General features: G+C 31.6%; 13 protein-coding genes. 6 read left to right on the forward strand and 7 right to left on the reverse strand.

What is annotated here, in order from left to right:
* Positions 1-7: 7 nt before the first annotated feature.
* Positions 8-3,292 carry a DEAD/DEAH box helicase gene (locus tag T384_RS06865; protein WP_052663380.1) on the reverse strand — a complete coding sequence of 1,095 codons (3,285 nt, stop codon included), beginning with the start codon at positions 3,290-3,292 and terminating at the stop codon, positions 8-10.
* Positions 3,293-3,691: 399 nt separating this feature from the next.
* Between T384_RS06865 and T384_RS0100640 the strand changes: the two genes are divergently transcribed.
* From T384_RS0100640 to T384_RS05985, 5 genes are all read left to right on the forward strand, one after another.
* Complete coding sequence (locus tag T384_RS0100640) at positions 3,692-5,320, forward strand: hypothetical protein (RefSeq protein WP_027119414.1); 1,629 nt, start codon at positions 3,692-3,694, stop codon at positions 5,318-5,320.
* A gap of 29 nt (positions 5,321-5,349) precedes the next feature.
* Positions 5,350-6,537, forward strand: a complete 1,188-nt coding sequence (locus T384_RS0100645) for a M20 metallopeptidase family protein (protein ID WP_036498638.1) — start codon at positions 5,350-5,352, stop codon at positions 6,535-6,537.
* A 199-nt stretch (positions 6,538-6,736) separates the two neighbouring features.
* Complete coding sequence (locus T384_RS0100650; RefSeq protein ID WP_027119416.1) at positions 6,737-6,916, forward strand: hypothetical protein; 180 nt, start codon at positions 6,737-6,739, stop codon at positions 6,914-6,916.
* Entirely contained in the window at positions 6,916-7,053 is a 138-nt protein-coding gene (locus tag T384_RS07620; protein WP_169734570.1) for a transposase, read from the forward strand. Before T384_RS0100650 ends, T384_RS07620 begins: the two co-directional genes overlap by 1 nt.
* 225 nt (positions 7,054-7,278) lie before the next feature.
* The gene (locus T384_RS05985) at positions 7,279-8,247 is read left to right on the forward strand and encodes a DUF5378 family protein (protein ID WP_052663381.1); all 969 of its coding nucleotides are present in this window, start codon (positions 7,279-7,281) and stop codon (positions 8,245-8,247) included.
* On the opposite strand, the gene T384_RS0100660 is transcribed toward T384_RS05985, so the two are convergent.
* From T384_RS0100660 to T384_RS0100670, 3 genes are all read right to left on the reverse strand, one after another.
* The gene (locus tag T384_RS0100660) at positions 8,239-9,954 is read right to left on the reverse strand and encodes a hypothetical protein (protein WP_027119417.1); all 1,716 of its coding nucleotides are present in this window, start codon (positions 9,952-9,954) and stop codon (positions 8,239-8,241) included. The two genes, T384_RS05985 and T384_RS0100660, sit on opposite strands and share 9 nt — an antisense overlap.
* Before the next feature lie 126 nt (positions 9,955-10,080).
* Positions 10,081-11,454, reverse strand: coding sequence for an APC family permease (locus T384_RS0100665; RefSeq protein WP_027119418.1), 1,374 nt, complete (start codon positions 11,452-11,454; stop codon positions 10,081-10,083).
* A 407-nt stretch (positions 11,455-11,861) separates the two neighbouring features.
* Entirely contained in the window at positions 11,862-13,853 is a 1,992-nt protein-coding gene (locus T384_RS0100670; protein ID WP_052663382.1) for a transketolase-like TK C-terminal-containing protein, read from the reverse strand.
* A gap of 122 nt (positions 13,854-13,975) precedes the next feature.
* Here T384_RS0100670 and T384_RS0100675 point away from each other — a divergent pair, with 122 nt between their 5' ends.
* Entirely contained in the window at positions 13,976-15,178 is a 1,203-nt protein-coding gene (locus T384_RS0100675) for an ATP-dependent nuclease (protein ID WP_027119420.1), read from the forward strand.
* A gap of 52 nt (positions 15,179-15,230) precedes the next feature.
* Here T384_RS0100675 and T384_RS07220 read toward each other — a convergent pair whose 3' ends face one another.
* The 3 genes from T384_RS07220 to uvrA are packed head-to-tail and all read right to left on the reverse strand — an operon-like array spanning position 15,231 to position 19,430.
* The gene (locus T384_RS07220) at positions 15,231-15,815 is read right to left on the reverse strand and encodes an NUDIX hydrolase (protein ID WP_036498661.1); all 585 of its coding nucleotides are present in this window, start codon (positions 15,813-15,815) and stop codon (positions 15,231-15,233) included.
* Between the two features lie 2 nt (positions 15,816-15,817).
* Positions 15,818-16,552 carry a nitroreductase family protein gene (locus T384_RS0100685; RefSeq protein ID WP_027119422.1) on the reverse strand — a complete coding sequence of 245 codons (735 nt, stop codon included), beginning with the start codon at positions 16,550-16,552 and terminating at the stop codon, positions 15,818-15,820.
* Complete coding sequence (gene uvrA, locus T384_RS05990) at positions 16,530-19,430, reverse strand: excinuclease ABC subunit UvrA (protein WP_052663384.1); 2,901 nt, start codon at positions 19,428-19,430, stop codon at positions 16,530-16,532. The genes T384_RS0100685 and uvrA overlap by 23 nt, the downstream gene beginning before the upstream one ends.
* Positions 19,431-19,439: the final 9 nt, after the last annotated feature.

A 19,439-nucleotide genomic window follows, 5' to 3' on the forward strand; every position in this document is an offset into this window, starting at 1 on the left:
ACGGAAACTAACCTTTACTAGTCTTTTTGGTCTTAACAGATTCAGATAAATTTTTTGTCGGATCTTTATTAGGATCAAACAAATCCACTAAATCATTAATTGATAGCGAAGCCAAAATATTCTTGTCATCATTAATTACTGATTTGCTTAAATGCTTCTTAACATCTTGAATCCGAATAATCCGCTGTTCAATAGAATTATCCACAATGATTCGATAAACTTGAACCGCTTTCTTTTGACCAATTCGGTGAACCCGATCTGTTGCTTGATTTTGAACTGCAATATTTCATCATAAATCATAATGAATTACAACTTCAGCACCTACCAAATTTAAACCAACGCCCCCAGCTCGTAAGGACGCAATAAACACAGGTGTATCATCATTGTTAAAATCGTTCACAGCCGCCATTCTTTCATCCTTTTTGGTTTCGCCACTTAAAACAAAGAAATTAATTTTTCTTTTCTTCAGTTCTTTTTTAAAAAGATCAATCATTCCCAAAAATTGGGTGAAGACCAAAACCTTTTTGTGATTTTCAATGGACTCCTCAATTAATTCTAGACAAGCGTCAAATTTGGTGTTTTCGCCATCAAAATCTGGTTTTTTAATTTTTGGACTACAGCAAATTTGGCGTAGCTCAATAATTAATTTAAGAATTTCAAAACGAATTTGTTTTGTCTTATTGGAATCAATTAAACCTTTAACATATTGGTGTGAAGCGGCTAATCTTTCATCGTATATTTTTCGATGTTCTGGAGATAATTCAACTGTAATATCGGTTTCGGTTTTAGGCGGTAATTCACTTAAAACTTTATCCTTAGTACGGCGCAAAATAAAAGTATTAATTTTTTGTTTTAACCGATCAACAACAGTATTACTATCATCTTTTGTAATTGGTCGTTCATAATCACGAATAAAGTCACGAGAAGAACCAAACAATCCTGGCAAAATAAAATCAAAAATCGATCACAATTCGATGAGTTTATTTTCAATTGGAGTCCCGGTTAAAGCTAAACGATGTTCTGCTTGTAATGTTTTGATAGCTAACGATAAATGGCTGGCGTGATTTTTAATGTTTTGTGCTTCGTCAATAACAACGAACTTATAAATTTTCTTTTGATGCTCTTCAATATCACGACGGAAATATGAATAAGAAGTAATCTCAATTCCTGTTTTGTTTCTTGCTAACAATTGTTGACGTTGCATCGGCAACCCGCGGATTGTCGTTACTTTTAATTTTGGAGCAAATTTTTTAAATTCTGATTGTCAGTTTAGTAATAATGAAGTTGGCACCACTATCAAAGAAGGAATGTCATCGGGAATTGATGCATAAGCTTGAGCAATTACAGAAATTGTTTGAACGGTTTTTCCTAGACCCATATCATCTGCTAAAATTCCACCAAACGAATAACGTTGCAAAGTTCTTAACCAGTAATGACCTTCAGTCTGATATGGTCTAAGCAATTTATCAAAAGGCGGATTAATCGGCATTTTTTCAAATACAAGATCTTTAAATGCTTTAATCAATTCAACCACCGATGGATCTGCATATTGTTCAAATAATTTGCGGTTACCATCAAATGCTAAAAGTAAATCAAAAGCCCTAAATTTTGGAAACTCAAATGTTCCCATGGAATCTGATTTAGCATTATAAAAATCAAATTTTGATCAAAATTTACAGAATAGTTTATTTTCAGGTGTTTGCAATTTATAAAAACAATTTTTTGTGATAATTACATCATTTGTGCCATTAAATTCTTTACAAATATTGCTTATTTCAGAAATTGAAAAATTAACACGATTACAACGAATTAATAAATTGCCTTTTTGGATTGTAATTTTTTTTAAGTCTGAATAATCAAAATTTAAAAAACCTTCATTTAATAAATTATCACTTACTTTATATTGAACCATTTCAGTTTGATAAAAATCACGATAATCTTGATTGATTTTATTCATCAACTCAGAAGTTATTTTCGAACCTGAACTTTTCCTTGCTAACTGTTTAGTTTGAATGGCTGAATCGGCTGCTTCAACGATAAATTGTTCATAAATATATAAACGCTCTTTAGAATGTAAATTCTCTGTGTCTGTTGATAAAACGCTAAATGGCAATCCTTCATTGAAATATAAAAATTTTACCTTTCGTTCAAATGAACGAGTCTTTGGATTATAAGCTAATTCAAATGTGGCCTTGGGCAAAAATTCAAATAGTTTTTTTAACGCATTGTTCTTAGAAAATAAATAATAATCGGTTATCCCCCGGGCATGGTAGAACATATAATTTTCAGCGAATGAAGAACTCGCTATATTAACCACTTCTGAATATTTTCCATGATGTGCAAAATTAGTACTATTCTCTAATAAAAAAAGACGTCTTAAATTATCTGTTCAAGCATCGCGAACAGTCATTCACTCATTATTTACAAAAAACTGGATTTGGGTAATATAAGTATCTAACTTATTATGTTGCAAAACGATCCGCTTGTCGCATTGAGTACTAACAAATCTAAACGCACTAGCTTTTTCATTAACATACTCAATCACAGCTGAAGAAGCATTTTCCAAATTTAGTTCAACTTTAAGAAACTCAAATAATTCGAGAACTAATTTAGGCGAAATTCAAAAAGAATTAGCATCTGTTATTGCATCATAGTCTTTGATTGTTGTAATTTGTTTAGGAGTGTTTTTAAGAAGGAATTTAAGAATTTTTAAATCAACAATATTAAAAGAACTTGCCTTCAATTTGAAACCCGTTCCGTCTAATTCAATCAAATTAATTAAATCAGAACTATTTCCAGAAAAGTTGGCAAACATTTGCAAGCTGGCAGAGACAGGAATTGAGGATTTTTCATCCAAAACAATAGATAAACTAAAACAAGAATAATTCTCTCCTGACAATACTCGATAATTGGTTTTATCAAAAAGTAGACGAGCTTTTTTGCAAGAAATAACTTTAAAATTATCAAGCGATTCTTGTGCTACGCCATCTTTTTTATTTACCTTCTTTTGTTGAGAAGGAAACAATTTGAGTAAACAAGCAGCAAGATGTGAACACTTTTTTTTCTTGTGCGAAAATTCAAAACAATTGCAATTAAATTTTTTTAAATTATTGCTCTCATCAAGTTCAATTGAAACTTTAAAAGATTCAGGACCTCCAAAAACCGTAAACTGTTTAGTTTTGGATGTATCTGACATATTTTTAGTAGAAACCAATTTTCGATTCAATAAATTTAAACCAACTACAAAGATGATTTCATCACCTATAAATTCTTCTATTTCCCGACGCGTCATTATCCCCACACCCTAATAATTAATCGAAAAGACATTATAGCGCATTTTATTTAATGAAAAATATATATTGGCAAACTTTTTAAACATTCTTGGCAACAAAACAAGAAGACGTTTAGAATCCAATTCATTTTTAGATTTCAAAAGTTAAATAAGATAAAAGATTTAAGAAAATAATGCAAATCTTTTTTTATCTGATTATTGAATACAAAAATCTTTTTCGCGTTAAAAATGTAAATGTTTACACAAATTTTTATTAAAAAATATCTTTTATGTTCTAAATAAAAATAATCCGTTATAATTCTAGCGTCAAAAAACTAACCTTTTTCTGCTTTTTTGCTTAATTAACAAAAAAGATCTTTTTCCTAACATACTTAATTTATAAATCAAGAAGGATATCTAATGTTTCAACGCATTAAATTTAATTGGTCTTTTGGACATCACCATAAGCACCATTTTCTGCATTTGCATAGTTTAGGGCACCATCATCATAAGGTTGCCAGTGCTGAATCAAAAAACCCATATTTTTCTGGTGTCATCATGTATACACTATTATTTATAGGGTATTTTGTGTTTGTAATGAGTTGATCTGGAACGCTTTTTGTCCAAAGTTCACATACTACTTTTGACCCACGAAATATTGGTATTACTATTACTGCAAATCAAGCTATCCAACCAGCTGAACCTGTTGGAACATTCAATAACGGATTAATTTATCAAATTTTCCCAAATGGCGTTTCATTAACGATTTCTCGGGCAACTAATTGATCATTAACAATTGGTCGAGGAATTGGAGCAATCTTTTTTGGTTGATTAATTACTAGACTAAATCATAAATATTCTGTTTTGATTGCTCTTGGGTTAATGGTTGCTGCTTTCCCATATTTACTTGCTCCATACGCAATACAAAGAGATGCAAATGGAACAATTACTAATAGTAGTGGTGTTTATGCGATGTTTATTGTTTTCCGAATCTTAATGGCATTAGGAGGAACTACATTAATTTCATACACTAATGGAGTAATTGCTACATACTGCAAAGCAAAAGCTAAAACTTTTTCTAGTTTAAATGTCTTCCCTGCAAATTTAGCATCTATTATTGGTAGCATCTTCTTAACATCATCAACAATTACAGCTGCAATTGGTTTAAATTGACAAGTATTCGGTGGAGTTCTTGAAATTATTATGGGAATTCTATTTGTAAGTTACTCGTTGGTAGGTAAAAAAATTGATTTAACAGCCAAAAAGATCCAGTTAGAACACGATATGAGTCAAAAGAATTTGCGTCCGAAATCTACCAATCCAATGTTAGAAGTGCTACGTAAAAAAGAGGTCTATTTCTTCTTAATTGGAGCTATGTTCTTGAGTTATATTACAGTTGAACCAGGAACAAATATTCTTGCTAACTTCTGAGTATATTCACCTAACAATTCTTTAACCGACAAAAATCTTTCATGAATTTTAGGTGGATTCAACATTGCTTTCTTGGCTGGTGTATTTATTGGCTTATTTACTGTAGGCCGTTGATTAAGAACAAAATATTCTTATAATCATTACACTTCTATTATGTTCTTTTTTGGAACATTATTTATTGCAGCTGGGGTTGCTGTTGGTTATGATGGGTTAGACAGTGTTCATGTCGCATTTGTAATGATTTTGACATTCATTGGTAGTGCAATGTTATTTGGAATAAATGGAATCTTTTATGCGATGCCATACCGCTGGGGTTATACTCCATCACAAATCACTGCTTTAATTGCCTTATTATTTGGGTTTTCGTATGGTGGATACACTATTCTAGATATTATAACTTCAGCTGTTATGGATGCTGGAATCAGTCACGTAAACAGTAACTATCCAAATGAAATTCTACCAGGTAATGGAGTTGGTGCTGTTCCAGCGATTTCAATTATGTTCTTAATGCCATTAATTGGAATTATTGCAGTGGCCTTGATTCCTAAAGAAAAAGATGCCATCAAATTCTCTGTAAAAGATTTCTACCAACGATACATTACTAAAACAATTCAATAATATTTAAACATTATTTAAAGGGTCATAAAATGGCTAATAACATTCAAAAAATTATTAAGAAATACGAAAAAGATTTAGTTTCTTTACGTCATGACTTGCACCAAAATCCTGAAATTGGAATGAAAGAATCAAAAACTGCAGATAAGTTAAAAAAACTTTTGACTTCGTGAGGGTATAGCATTAGCAAAGAAACTTTTGCTAATACAGGGTTTGTAGCAACACTTAAAAATGGAAATTCAAAAAAAGCAATTGGGTTGCGTTGTGAAATGGATGCTTTGCCAATTGAAGAAGTGAACAGTCTACCTTACGCATCAAAAAACAAAGGCATAATGCATGCTTGTGGTCATGACGGCCACATGACTATGGTAATGGGTGCCGCCCGTTATTTGGCGGAAACAAAAAATTGAAATGGAACGCTTCGAATTTTTTGTCAACCAAATGAGGAAGCATCAGGAAATATTAGCGGTGGCTTAAAAATGATCCAAGATGGTGTTTTTAAAAAATATCCAGTTGATCAAATTTTTGCAATTCATAATATGCCAGCTTTCGCAATTCCAAATGGTAAGCCAGGTGGATTGTATTTTTATATGAAAGAAGATGGAATTATGGCAGGCATTGATGTCTATAACATTAAATTAACAGGTAATGGCGGACACGGTTCAGCGCCAGAATTTGCAAAAGACGTAATTACATGTGCTGCAGATATGGTTATGGCTTTACAGTCAATTGTTAGCAGGAATATTCCAGCAAGTGATCGTGCTGTTTTAAATGTGGGATCAATTCATTCTGGAAATGCTGCAAACGTAATTCCTGAAACCGCTGAAATTGCTGTAAGTACTAGAAGTGTTACTCATAAAACACGAGCTAAATTAAAAGAACGAATTTATCAAATTGTTAATTCGATAGCGGCTGCTTATGAAATTAAAGCTGATATTTGAACTGACGGAACAGGACCAACTATTAACGATCCAAAAGCTAATGCATATGCACGAAAAATTGCCGAAAAAGCTTTGGGAAAAGACTTAGTTAATGATGCTATTCAAATGATGGCTTCTGAAGACTTTTCAGCAATGCTAGATGTTATTCCTGGATCATATGCGTTTATTTGTAATGATACTGCAACAATGGTTCATAATGATAAATTTAACTTTGATGACAAAGTTATAGTTAATGGATCGACATACTTTAGCGCCTTAGTTGAAGATTACTTAAAATAAAAATTTTAAGATAAATACAAAGCGTATTGCCTAACGCAAAGCAATACGCTTTTTTTATGGTAGTAATGAAATAACTGTGTAAATTAGACATCGTCTTAAATTCAAATAACTAAAGAAAATTAGCGATGTCTAAAACAAAAAAACTCCAAAATCATCAAAATCTGACAATTACCGATAAACCAATTTAACCAATTTGGTCTTGGATAACCCTGATATTTTTGATCAAAGAAGCGCTTCTAATTTAATTAAGTCAATGACTGAAGTTTTTTCAGAACCATTAAACGCTATTTTAAAAACTAAGATGAAAGAACATTTGGGACGTGATGAACATGAACGATCAAAAGATGCAAATTATCGAAATGGATTTACCAAAAAATAGTGACATCATCAGTAGGTAAAATACAAATCAAGACTCCTCGCGATCAAAATGGTTTATTCAAACCAATCATCATACCAAAAAGACAACGCGATATTCTTGAAATGGAAGAATTGCTAATTCTTTTGTCTTTCTCATAAGAAAAACTTTTTGTTAATTAATTTTTAACAAAAGAGTTCGACACACTTTATACTACACACCCTACTTTTAATAACACGATGTTAATCACTTATTAAAAGTGACGACATTTACACACTTAAATCATTACTTTCTTTTTTATTCATTATATGAATCGCTAAAAGCAAATACTATTTATTGCCAACAAATATTTATAATAGTTTCTATAAATTCTAAGGAAACAAACAATGGGGTTAAGCACAACATTTATATTAATCATTGTGATTACTGCCATCATTATCATTATTCTAAGTCCTTTTACAAAGCGGCTTGCAAATAAATGATGGTTTTGAGCAGTAATTGGTTTAATTGCGTTTGCTTATGCTTTTTTAGGAAGGCAATTACAATACCTGGTTCCCGAATTTAGAGGCCAAATATACGTTGCCTTAGGAAGATTGGAACCACCAAATCAAAATCTTCCCGATCAAATAAGTTTAAATTACAGCCGTTTATTCCTTTTGGATTTATGTCCTTTTTATATTATTTTTGGATCTTTAGCATTAACTTTTAAAAATAAGACGGCCGCTCAAGTAATGGCACCATTTGGATTGTTTGGTGCTGGCATTACATTATTTGGTGAAATTATTCACGATGTAAATAATATTTCGAATCTGCCAAACGGCGTTTGATTTTATATTTTTGTTGGCTCGCCTCAAGGTGAATTGTATTTCATGATTCATTATTTATCGATGATAGTAAGTTTAATGGTTATTTGCTGAACTCGCAATTGAAGAAAAATAATATTTGCATACATGCATGGTTTTGCGCTATTTTATTTTTCTTGAGTTCTAATCATTGTTTCAGTAATTCCACAAATTATAGGAAATAGTACTGGAGTCATTCGTGGTGATTGAATTGGTGGTGAATATGATGCAGTAGGTAAATTTTTAAATATTCCCGACTGACCACGAGTAATGATTGTCGGGTATATAATTTCTTATATAGTAATTAACGCGGTTATTTTAATCCGCATTGGAATTCAAACATGAAGCACAAAATGAAGATTTTTGGTTCATAATAAAATGTTAAAACATAGATGATATGTTTCATCTGCGCAAAAATATTTAAAACACAAAAAACAAACTAAAAAAGTTTTATCTGTAGTTAAAATTAAGATTGTTTATTTTTTAAGACCAAGAAAACAGAAACTAATTTAATGGCAAGTTAAAACGTGAAGCGGACGCTTTAATAATTTCCAAGACCTTAATTTGATTACGAACACATTTTTCATATGAACCGCGATTATACATTTCCTGTATTTCATTCAAACGTTTTTCAATTTCTTCACTTTCGCGCCGATATTTATTTAGAAATAAAAATGTTGAGCGGGCAATTTCTTTTAAAGATGCTAAATCAACTACGGCATATAAGGTGTCAATGAAAGTCTTATTAGCTCGTTTTGAGAATTCATCAAAATTAGCAATAGCAAGATTATAATCAGAATATAAAGCTTTGTCTTTTAAATTAACTTCTTGTTTTACAGTCAAGAATTCGTCTGCAATTAATTGCTCAGGATAAAATTTATTTTGCATCATGATAGTTTCAAGTTGCGAGTATTTTAATTTCAGATTATTTATTCCATGAATTACGCTTTTATAAACATTCATTTTTTCATCCGCAACTTTAATTAGATCTTCTAAGTCATTATGCAAATTAGATATTGAACTAATAATCATTGTTATTTTTTCAAGCAGAACACTATAGTTTTGTTGACGTTGTTCTTTTTCTTCTTGAATAAAATGAATTGCGTTGCGAATATCAGTCAAACTAGTTTGAATTTTTGTAGTTCGATCAGTGATATCTTTATCGCGTCGGAAATTTTCACCAACATTATTGATAGCTTGGATTAATTCTTGGTGCTTCTTTTCAAACATGTCTGCACTCTTAACAAAATTATCAAATCCCAAACTAACAATTTCACGAGCCTCATTTTCATCATATAATCGTTTTTTAAGTGGTAACAAAACATTCAATAAATCTACTAAAGCGTTTTCAGAATCTTTGAACTGTAATAAATGTAATTTTTCGTCCACTCTTTTTACCGAAGTGGATGATTCATCAATAATTCGATAAATTTCATTCAATTGTGAAGGTTGTAAAAGATTAGGATCTTTACGCGAACGTTGATATTGTTGATTAATTTCCTTAATAAGATAACGCACGTAGTCTGCTTTCTTATCTAAAAAATAAAGATTATTAGTACATAATAGCAACGAATGGATAACTTTTCTTAAACTTTCCATATCGTGAATAAAGACATCATTTTTTAATGAATTATAAGAATAATCCGCATCGGCGAAATACTGAGAGATGTTATTTAAAAAATCTTTGAAAACGATACTGTCATACTTTTGTAAAATATGATGTTTTAAAAACAAGGATAATTTATCAATCAAATTTCGATAAGTAATAATTAATCTAGATGCACTATTTTGGTAGATAGAAGAATTAACTGTCAGATCATCAAAATGCTTTTTTAACAAAGACAAAGAAACAAAATAGTTTTCAATTTGTTTAGAAGTGTATTTAGTAAACTTTAAATCAAAATGATTTTTTAAAACTGTCAATTCATTAATCGGGAGCAAAGTTTGATTTAATTGTTTTTTATAATAGGCATCAAACTCTTTCATGTATGCTACTACTGGCTTTAGATATGACTTGTTACGAGATAAAAGTTCAAATGGCTTTACAGCACTAACAAATGAATTAGCTGCAAATTCATTATATCGTTCTTGATTAATATAAATCTGGTTAACACTTTTACGAATTCGTACAAAAATGGTTGCGTATACGATATACGCAACAACTGCAATTAGAAAAAGAATAGCTAAAACAATAACTAAAATTTGTGAGACCGAGAACATCTAATCATTTTCCTTTGTTAGATATTTTAATATACACAGCAAAATAAAGCGATTGTTTTTAGGCATAGTTTGAAAGTAGAAGAAAAAGTAATCCTTATAAATATTTTGATTAATTAATTTCTTGATCTAATAAATCTGCTTGTGATGGTTTCTTCTTTTTTTGCGGGCATAACGAATCAAATATAACAAATACCCAATTGCCATAAAACCAATATAAGCCACAATTATTATTGTCTTTTGAACCTGTCAAGGTTCATTTGTAATTGGTGGAAAAAGAAAAATTAAAAGCGAAATAGCAATTAAAACCATGGAAACAATATAAACGACCTTTTCCAAGAAAGGAATGTGTTCAATTTTTTTAGTTTTTTCTAACACCAAAGCACTCATCATCGTAAAAAAATACTGAACTAAAAAAGCGATTGTGCCTAATTGAATTACATCATTAAAAAATGATTCTAAATGTAATTCCAGCGGAATAACAAAAAAGATAATTAAAGAAATAATTGTGAGCCCACCGGCAAACAAAATGGCATTACGAAGTTCTCCTTTTTTACTTTTCATCCCCAAAGCGCGTGGCAAGAGTCCATCTTCTGCTAATGGTGCAATCGTACGTGCTCCGATAATACTACTTGTAAGACGAGAAGAAATATTGTTAAAAACTAATCCAACAACAAAAATTATTACACCAGTAAGGCCAATTAATCCTTGGTATATTTGGCTAAAGTTTTTTATTTCTGGCGCTATTTTTAGGCCGTTAAGAATGATATATACGACAAAATAAAGAGTAAGAATAAAAGCAAAAGCAAACATTAGTATTTTCCGAAAATTTTTGGTTTTTACGTCAGATGAAATCGCTGCAACACCTTCCATTCCACCAAAAGCAAACATAAAGGAAATAACATTAGAAAAAATCATTAAAGAAGAAACTCGGTTGGCAGATGTGAAATTAGTAGTATATGCTCCTTCGCGAATGGACAAAATCAAAGCAATAACAATTCCAAGAGCCAAAACTAGTCATTTAACTAAAGCAGATAAAAAGATTAAGTGTTTACTGACCCGAATGCCAATAGTCGATATAAAAACAAGAGCTATAAAAAATAAAACTGAGCCAACTCGAATGCCAATTACGGCTTGAGGATTTTCTCGAACTACATCAACAATTGTTAAAGCGCTAGCTAAAAATAAAGGTGCAGTAGCGTCCAATATCGGACCTTGAATAAATTGATTTCAGCCTACAAAAAATGCAGCCTTCCGTCCGTAGGCCTGTTTTGCGTAATGATATGATCCACCATAACTTCCTGGAAACTTAGCAGCTAAACGCGAAAAACATAAAGCGACTCCTAGCGTAATTAAAGACGTTAAAACAATAACAATTAGCCCATATTGACCAAGATTAATAACCCCAGAAATAGTAGCAATAAATCCAAAACCAACAATGTGATTCACAACAAACAATGAAAATTGTTTGCCAGTTAACTTATTGTCTTTAACTTTCTTCATGAAACAATGCTCTTTAGTTTTTCGTAGTAGTAATATTTAATGCTAAAAGTATATTACAAAATTTATCGGTCATAAGAGTAATAATGAAAAATCGATATTACAACTGATGTAAAAATTTAACTAACAAAATAATAATCTGCTCCTTACTAGGTTTGTATGGAATCTAGGGTGCAAATTAAAACAAAAAATATTACGTTGTTTTTATTAAGCCAAATAGAAAAAAAACTCAATAAGATATTTTCAGTTACAACAAACTTACGCACATCATTAAACGTAAGCAAAACAAAACATCAAGATAAGTTTCTAGGAACCTAATCGCTAGAGAAATTCTTGATGTTTTTGTCAATAATTGAATAAATTAAAAGTTCTATTTTATTTAGAAAAAACGTTTAATGAACTTTGAATGTTTACTTGTTTGAAGGTTTTTGCTTTAAGAAAATATTTGAAATCTTTTTATATAAGCTATCTTCGTCAAGCCCAAAGTGTTTCATAACATCTTCAGGTTTTCCTGAAACTCCATATGAATCTAAACCGATTTTGTGTTTAAAGAATTCTCCCCACAAAGAAGATGAACCATTTTCTAATAAAACACTAAATGGAGATAATTTTGAAAACGTTTGTAAGAAAGCAATAGATGAATCTCTGAAAGCAGTCATCGTTGGAATAGATAACACCCCAACTGCAACATTGTCTTTAGCAAATCGATCTGCCAAGTTAAGTGCTGTTCCAACTTCACTACCAGTTGCAAAAATCAAAAATTTCGGTTTACTTGGTTCAAGTACAAAATAGGGTTGAGAAGGGTTCACTTTTGGACCTACTGGATGAGATTGCTTAAATGCTGCTCGTGAAGTAATAATGGCAGTTGGATGGTTACTTGTAAAAGCAGAAACAAAAGCATTACACATTTCAAATAAATTTGCTGGCCGATAAACTTCCATTTTGGGCATTGAACGCAGCATTGTAAGTTGTTCAACTGGTTGGTGGGTTGGGCCATCTTCTCCAACTGATATTGAGTCGTGGCTAAAAACACAAACGGTGGGAATGCCATTAATAGCGGCCAAGCGTAAAGCTGGTTTACAATAATCAGCAAAGCTCATAAACGTTGAAGTTACAGCTAATAATCCTTTATGGGCAATAATTCCAGTTGTAATTGCTGTGGCTGCAAATTCACGAACCCCAACATTAATATTTTGGCCAGTGTAATCATTAACATCAAATTGTTTACCACTAGCTGGTTTAATTTTTGTTGATCCAGATAAATCAATATTAACAACCATAATATTTTTGTTTAAATCGCTAAGAACCTTGAAGACTTCTCCTGCTAAATTTCTTGATGCTTCGAAATCTTTTAGTTTGATTGCTGCAAAAGCTTCTTTGGATAAATTCAACTTATTATTTAATTCATTAACGTAAGTTTTATAAATTTCAGGCTTTTTAGTTTTTAATGAAGCAAGATTTTTTTCGTATTTTTTGAAACTAGATTCGCCACGAGTTCACATTGCTTTAAAGTGACCTTTAAGTTTTTTGGAAATCGTAAATGGTTTTTCTTCATAGTTTAAGTTCTTGCGCAAAATTGCAATATTATCAGATCCAAGTGGAGCACCATGGCAATTATGTGAATCAGCAAATGGGCTTTCATAACCAATTACGGTTTTACATTCAATAAAAGTTGGTTTTTTATTAGTTTTTGCTTTAGCAATTGCTTTGCTAACTGCATTGTAATCCATCCCATCTTCTACACAAATATAATCCCATCCATGAGCTTTCACAAGTTGACTATAATCTGTTATTGTCGAATCTGAAACTTTACCATCTAATTGGATTCGGTTCGAATCAAACAACCAAATTAATTTGTTTAATTTGTAACGTCCTGCAATAGCTAAAGATTCATGGATTACACCTTCTTGCATACAACCATCACCTAATAAACAGTATGTATAGTGATTAATCAAAGACGGATATCTAGCATTCATGTTAGCTTCAGCAATTGCAAAACCAACACTAGTGGCTGCTCCTTGACCTAAAGGTCCTGTTCCGTAATCAACCCCTTTTAATAATTCCATTTCAGGGTGTCCAGAAGTTTTTGAATTAATTTGTCTGAACGCTTTAACATCTTCCATTTTAATTGAAGGATATTCACTCACTAACATTGTTGCGTATAACAGTGCACTTCCATGACCAGCGCTTAATATAAAACGATCGCGATTAACATAATTTAAATCTTTTTGATTAACACTTAAGTGGTTTTTAAACAAGGCATAAATAATTGATGATGCTCCTAAAACAATTCCGGGATGTCCTGAATTTGCTTTTTGAATCATCTCAACACCTAGTACTCTAATAGTATTAACAGCCAATTCATCTAGACTAACTTTTTTACTTGTAATTTCTTTTTTCATACTTAATCCTAAATTAAATCATATGATTAAATTATAGTAGTAGGATTCAAAAAAATTCTTTTTATTTTTAATCTTATACTTTTATAATTTACTTAACAAAAAACAATAAAAGGATTTTTAAAATGATTGAAATATATATCGGTGAAAATAAAACCGGAAAAAGTCTTCACTTAAGCGAAAGAAGGGATGCTTCAAAATTAGCTTTTTATGTCGAATCAGACATGCGTGAAGCAGAATTTTTAAACTATTTTAAAAAAGTTTTGAAATCTGAAGAAGATTTTTATGTTCCTTTTCTTTGTGAATTAGTTAACTTTATTGAAGATTTTTTTAAATTAATAAAAAACAATCTGCAAAACCAACAACCCCTTTCATTAAGATGAAAAGAATTTGTTCATGATTTAAAAATTAAATATGAAAATGAAACAAGTTTTGAAAAGTGCATTATTAATAGCATGGATTGCGATGACAATGGTATTGTTACTTTTAATAACATGAAAGATGTTTTTGGCGAAACTAGTACAGGGACAAGATCATTTACAATTTTAGCCATCCTATCACATTTACTTGAAGTCTTTTTAAAAAATGAAAAGCGCACCGAGATGGCAGTAATCTTAGATATTCCCGAACATATTCTTCACCCAGAATTAATGTATAAAGTGTCTAAATTGATTTGTAAAATTGGCGAAAGAATCAACGTTTACATGGCAACATTTTCACCACTAGTATTAAAATCAATTTATGCTGAAAACGAAAGATATCATTACACCAAAATACATTATTACTACTGTTTTAAACGTGGTGATGATGGATATTTTGAAATGAATTTACACGAAGTTTTGAAACGCAATAATACTCGCCGAGTAAATTTGATAACCCAAATTTTATTTAGCAAGAAAGCTATTTTAGTTGAAGGGATAAACGATACAACTTTCTTTTTAGATATTATTGATCGTTATTTCCCAGAACAATATATTTCAATCATAGATTGTGGCGGAAAAGGTGAAGTTCACTCAGTCTTTAGTGAACTTGAATGTTTGCAAGTTGATAAATATATCAAGATCGTTAAAGTCTTTGATGACGACAAAGCTGGTGAAAATGAAAACCAGGAAGAAAATTCAATTATTTTTTATCCAAACATTGAATCAAGTTTCTTCTTGACATATGGACACGGAAATAAAACCTGAGTAAAAACTAAAAAAGGTAGAATTGGAAAGTCTGAAATCGACTTCCGTGTAGATTTTGTATTAAGTAATGCCACCATCCCAAACGCGCAAGAAAAATTCCAACACATTATTAATCGTTTACATAAATTCTTAGGAATGTAAAAAAATTAAAAACTAGTTTTGAAGTTTATTAACAACCAGCATCAAAATGAAACTAATTTTTATTTTGATGTTCTAATCAGAGCAAATAACAAATATATAAAGAACTCAATTTAACGGCTTTTTCGTCTAAAAGAATTTTACGAAGTTGTTCTTCATTTAATCACACGTTATCTGCAATTTGTTCAAAAAAAGATCCATCTGTTTTTGGAATTTCTTGAGGAACATTAGTAACTTCAAAAAGAAAATGAAAGACCTGTTCATTCATTTGTGTTGAAGCTATTGCTTTAGTACTTGCAATAAAATGGGATTCGTTGACGTGCAATCCACCTTCTTCATACACCTCTCGCATGGCACATTCCAAAGGCGACTCATTACCATCAAAACCTCCAGTTATCGGACATGGGTACATGTCGTCAATATAATGTTTTTCAACAATTTGAGGCATTGGTTGGTAATGAACAAAAAACTCAACAGTTAAATCGGGTTTATAGCGAAAACATAGGGCCGCAATGCTATTAACGTTTTTTCTTTGTGAATAGAAAAAACCTCTAGCAGATTGAAACATATCCAAAAAAGGTGTGTGATACAACAATTTGTTATTTTTTTTATCGTTTATATGATTTTCTGGTTTTTTCATTTTTAAAGCTCAAACTTTCAAATTGACTTCATAAACTTCCCTGTTTTACGCGTTGCTTTGTCATTATAAGAATAACTCATAGAACTACTTCAGTTTTGATTTATTTTTTTATTAGTTGATCTAGAAGCGTAGTATTCAGCGAAAATTTGATCATATTTATCAACTTCTGTTTGCAATTCTTGGCGGTTGTATTTTTCAAAAAAGAGTTTATTCATCTTGGGTTTGATTTCGTTTTTTTCAGCAGCATAGCCAAAAGTCATTCCAATCATTGGGATTGCTCGACCACTAATATTTAATAACTTAATTAACCCCGCTAAGTTAGCACGCACTAAACCAATAAAACAAGTTGATACGTTCAAAGAAAGCGCAACGTCTTGCGCCATTGTTGCTGCTATAAAAGCATCACCGGTGCCAACTAAAAGTTGATCCAAATCATTAGTTACTAAATTTAAATTATTTTTGGTATCAGCATAATCAATCCGATTTCAGTCCGCACAAAATAAAACAAATAAAGGCGCTTGTTTAATTTGTTGCTGGTGAGGTAAATCTCCCGCAATTAAATCTCTTGTAACTTGATCTTTAATAACTATGGCACTAAAATCATGGCCATTACTAAATGTTGGCGCGCTATTGATAATATCCAAAATTGCCTTTTCGTGTTCAGGCTTTAAAGGGGTTTTTTCATAAGAGCGAACAGAAGTTCTTGTAAAAAAATTATGTAGATTTTCGTTTATCATTTTTTGAAGTTTCCTTTTTTTGGTTTCATCTTTCAAGATGTTTTTTTAAATATACTGCAGTATGTGAAACATCAGTTAATTTAATTAATTGCTCGGGTGTTCCGCGAGCAATAATTTTTCCACCTGCATCACCACCATTAGGGCCTAAATCTATTATGTAATCAGCCACTTGAATCAAATCTAAATTATGTTCAATTACAATTACAGTGTCTCCATGGTCGACGATTCGATTTAACACAGCAATCAATTTTTTAATGTCATGACTATGTAATCCGGTTGTTGGTTCATCTAAAACATAAATTGTTTTTCCAGTAGCTCGCTTTTGCAAATGCTTCGCCAGTTTAATTCGCTGAGCTTCCCCACCAGATAAAACTGTTGCATTTGTGCCTAATTGCAAATAATCTAAACCAACATCGCAAATTAATTGTAATTTACGGTTAATATTTGGGACATTTTTGAAGAATTCTAGAGCTTCGCTTGTAGACATTCTCAAGACATCATAAATAGATTTCCCTTTATATTTAATTTCTAAAGTTGCGTCATTATATTTTTTACCATTACATTCTTCACATTTAACATAAACATCAGGCAAAAAATGCATCTCTATTCTTAAAACCCCATCACCACCACAGCGTTCGCAGCGCCCACCTGAGACGTTAAATGAAAATCTACCACGTTCGTAACCACGAGCTTTAGCTTCAGGAATTAGTGAGAATAGATCTCGAATATCATCAAAAACCCCAACATAAGTTGCTGGGTTAGAACGGGGAGTTCGCCCAATAGGATCTTGAGAAATGGTAACAATCTTATCTACATTCATAATTCCATCTAATGTTTTATAGGGTTGCGGCTTAACAAATTTATTAAGGATTAAACGTTCAATAGCAGGAACTAAAGTTTGGTTAACAAGGGTTGATTTCCCGCTTCCCGAAACTCCTGTAACCACAACTAATTTGTTTAACGGAAACTCAACATCAATATTTTTTAAATTATTGCCGGTAGCACCTTTTAAAGCAATTTTTTTGTTGTTTCCACCCCTCCGGGATTTCGGAACTTCAATTGCTTCTTTTCCGCTTAAATATCTTCCGGTAATTGATTTAGAATTATCCGCCACTTCTTGTGGAGTTCCTTGTGCAACTAAGGTACCTCCGTTTTCGCCAGCACCTGGACCAATATCGATTAAATGGTCTGCAGCTCACATTGTATCTTCATCATGTTCAACTACAAGTAAAGTATTACCTAAATCACGCATTGATTTTAAAGTATCAATCAAACGATCATTATCTTTTTGATGCAAACCAATCGATGGTTCATCTAAAACGTACAAAACGCCTGTTAAATGTGATCCAATTTGAGTGGCTAATCTAATCCGTTGGCTTTCGCCCCCAGATAAAGTAGCGGCACTTCGAGCCAACGTTAAGTACTCTAATCCCACGTTTTGTAAAAAACTCAAACGATCAATTATCTCTTTTAAGGCCAGACGAGATATTTGCTTTTGTTCGTTTGTTAATTCTAATGCTAGCAGATATTCAATTGACTTATTGATAGACAATTCAGTGAAGTTAATAATATCTAAATTACCAACCCTTACACTAAGGGCACTAGGTGACAATTTTTTACCTTTACAAGTATCACATTTTTTTTCGGCCATATATTTAGAATAATACTCGCGAGCCATTTGACTGCTAGTTTCAATATGTCTTCTTTTAATTAAAGCAGCCACGCCCTCAACCATTTCAACCTTATCATAACCACGCCCTGATGCAGACAATAAACGAACTTCAATTGGTTCATCACTTCCGTCTAAAATAATTTTTAATTGTTTCTTAGACAAATCTTGTAAAGCAACATCTAAAGGAATGGCATAGTGTTTTAATAAGGCACTAAAGCGTTGTCAATCTAAAGATGTAGTATTAACAATATTTTTGAAATAATCTATCCCACCTTCTAAGATTGATAAAGACTTGTTTGGCATCATTCGTTCTTCATCTGGTTCATAAGTAAACCCTAGTCCTTTACAGTAAGAACACGCTCCGATAGGAGAGTTAAACGAAAATAACCTTGGTTCTAATTCAGGAATATTAAATCCACATTTTTCACACGAGTGATGTTGACTAAAAGTAAACAACTCGTTATCACTCAAAATATTAACATTCCCTTTACCAGCTTGAGCCGCTGTTTCAATGGCATCATTAAGCCGGGTTTTGGTTAAATTATCATGGTGCAAAACTATTCGGTCAATAACAACACTGATATCATGACGGTTATTTTTATCTAATTCTATTTTATCGTCTAAAGAATAGACTGTTCCATCAACAAAAACTCGCAAAAAACCTTTTTGGCGAAGTTTTTCAAATTCATTTTTAAAGGTCCCTTTTTGATTACGGACTATAGGTGCTAATACTTGCAATTTTTTATCTTCATCTTGAGCATAGATTTGGTCGGTAATCTGTTTAATGGTTTGGGTTTTAATAAGCCCATGACCATTGGGACAATAAGGCAATCCAATACGTGCTCATAAAACGCGCAAATAATCATAAATTTCAGTTACAGTACCAACTGTTGAACGAGGATTGTGAGACGTTGATTTCTGGTCAATAGAAATTGCAGGAGACAATCCATCGATTGAATCAACATCAGGTTTTTCATTTCCACCTAAAAATTGCCGGGCATAAGATGATAAAGATTCTAAATAACGTCTTTGACCTTCAGCATAAATAGTGTCAAAGGCTAATGAAGATTTTCCAGATCCTGATAATCCTGTAATTACTACCAATTGATTTTTAGGAATATCTATGTTCAGATTTTTTAAATTATTTTCACGAGCTCCTCTAACACTTATAATTTCGTGACTGTTTAACTTAACTGGTTTATTCATTATTTATTC

The sequence above is a fragment of the Mycoplasma testudinis ATCC 43263 genome (assembly GCF_000687795.1).
GTDB lineage: Bacteria > Bacillota_I > Bacilli_A > Mycoplasmatales > Mycoplasmoidaceae > Mycoplasmoides > Mycoplasmoides testudinis.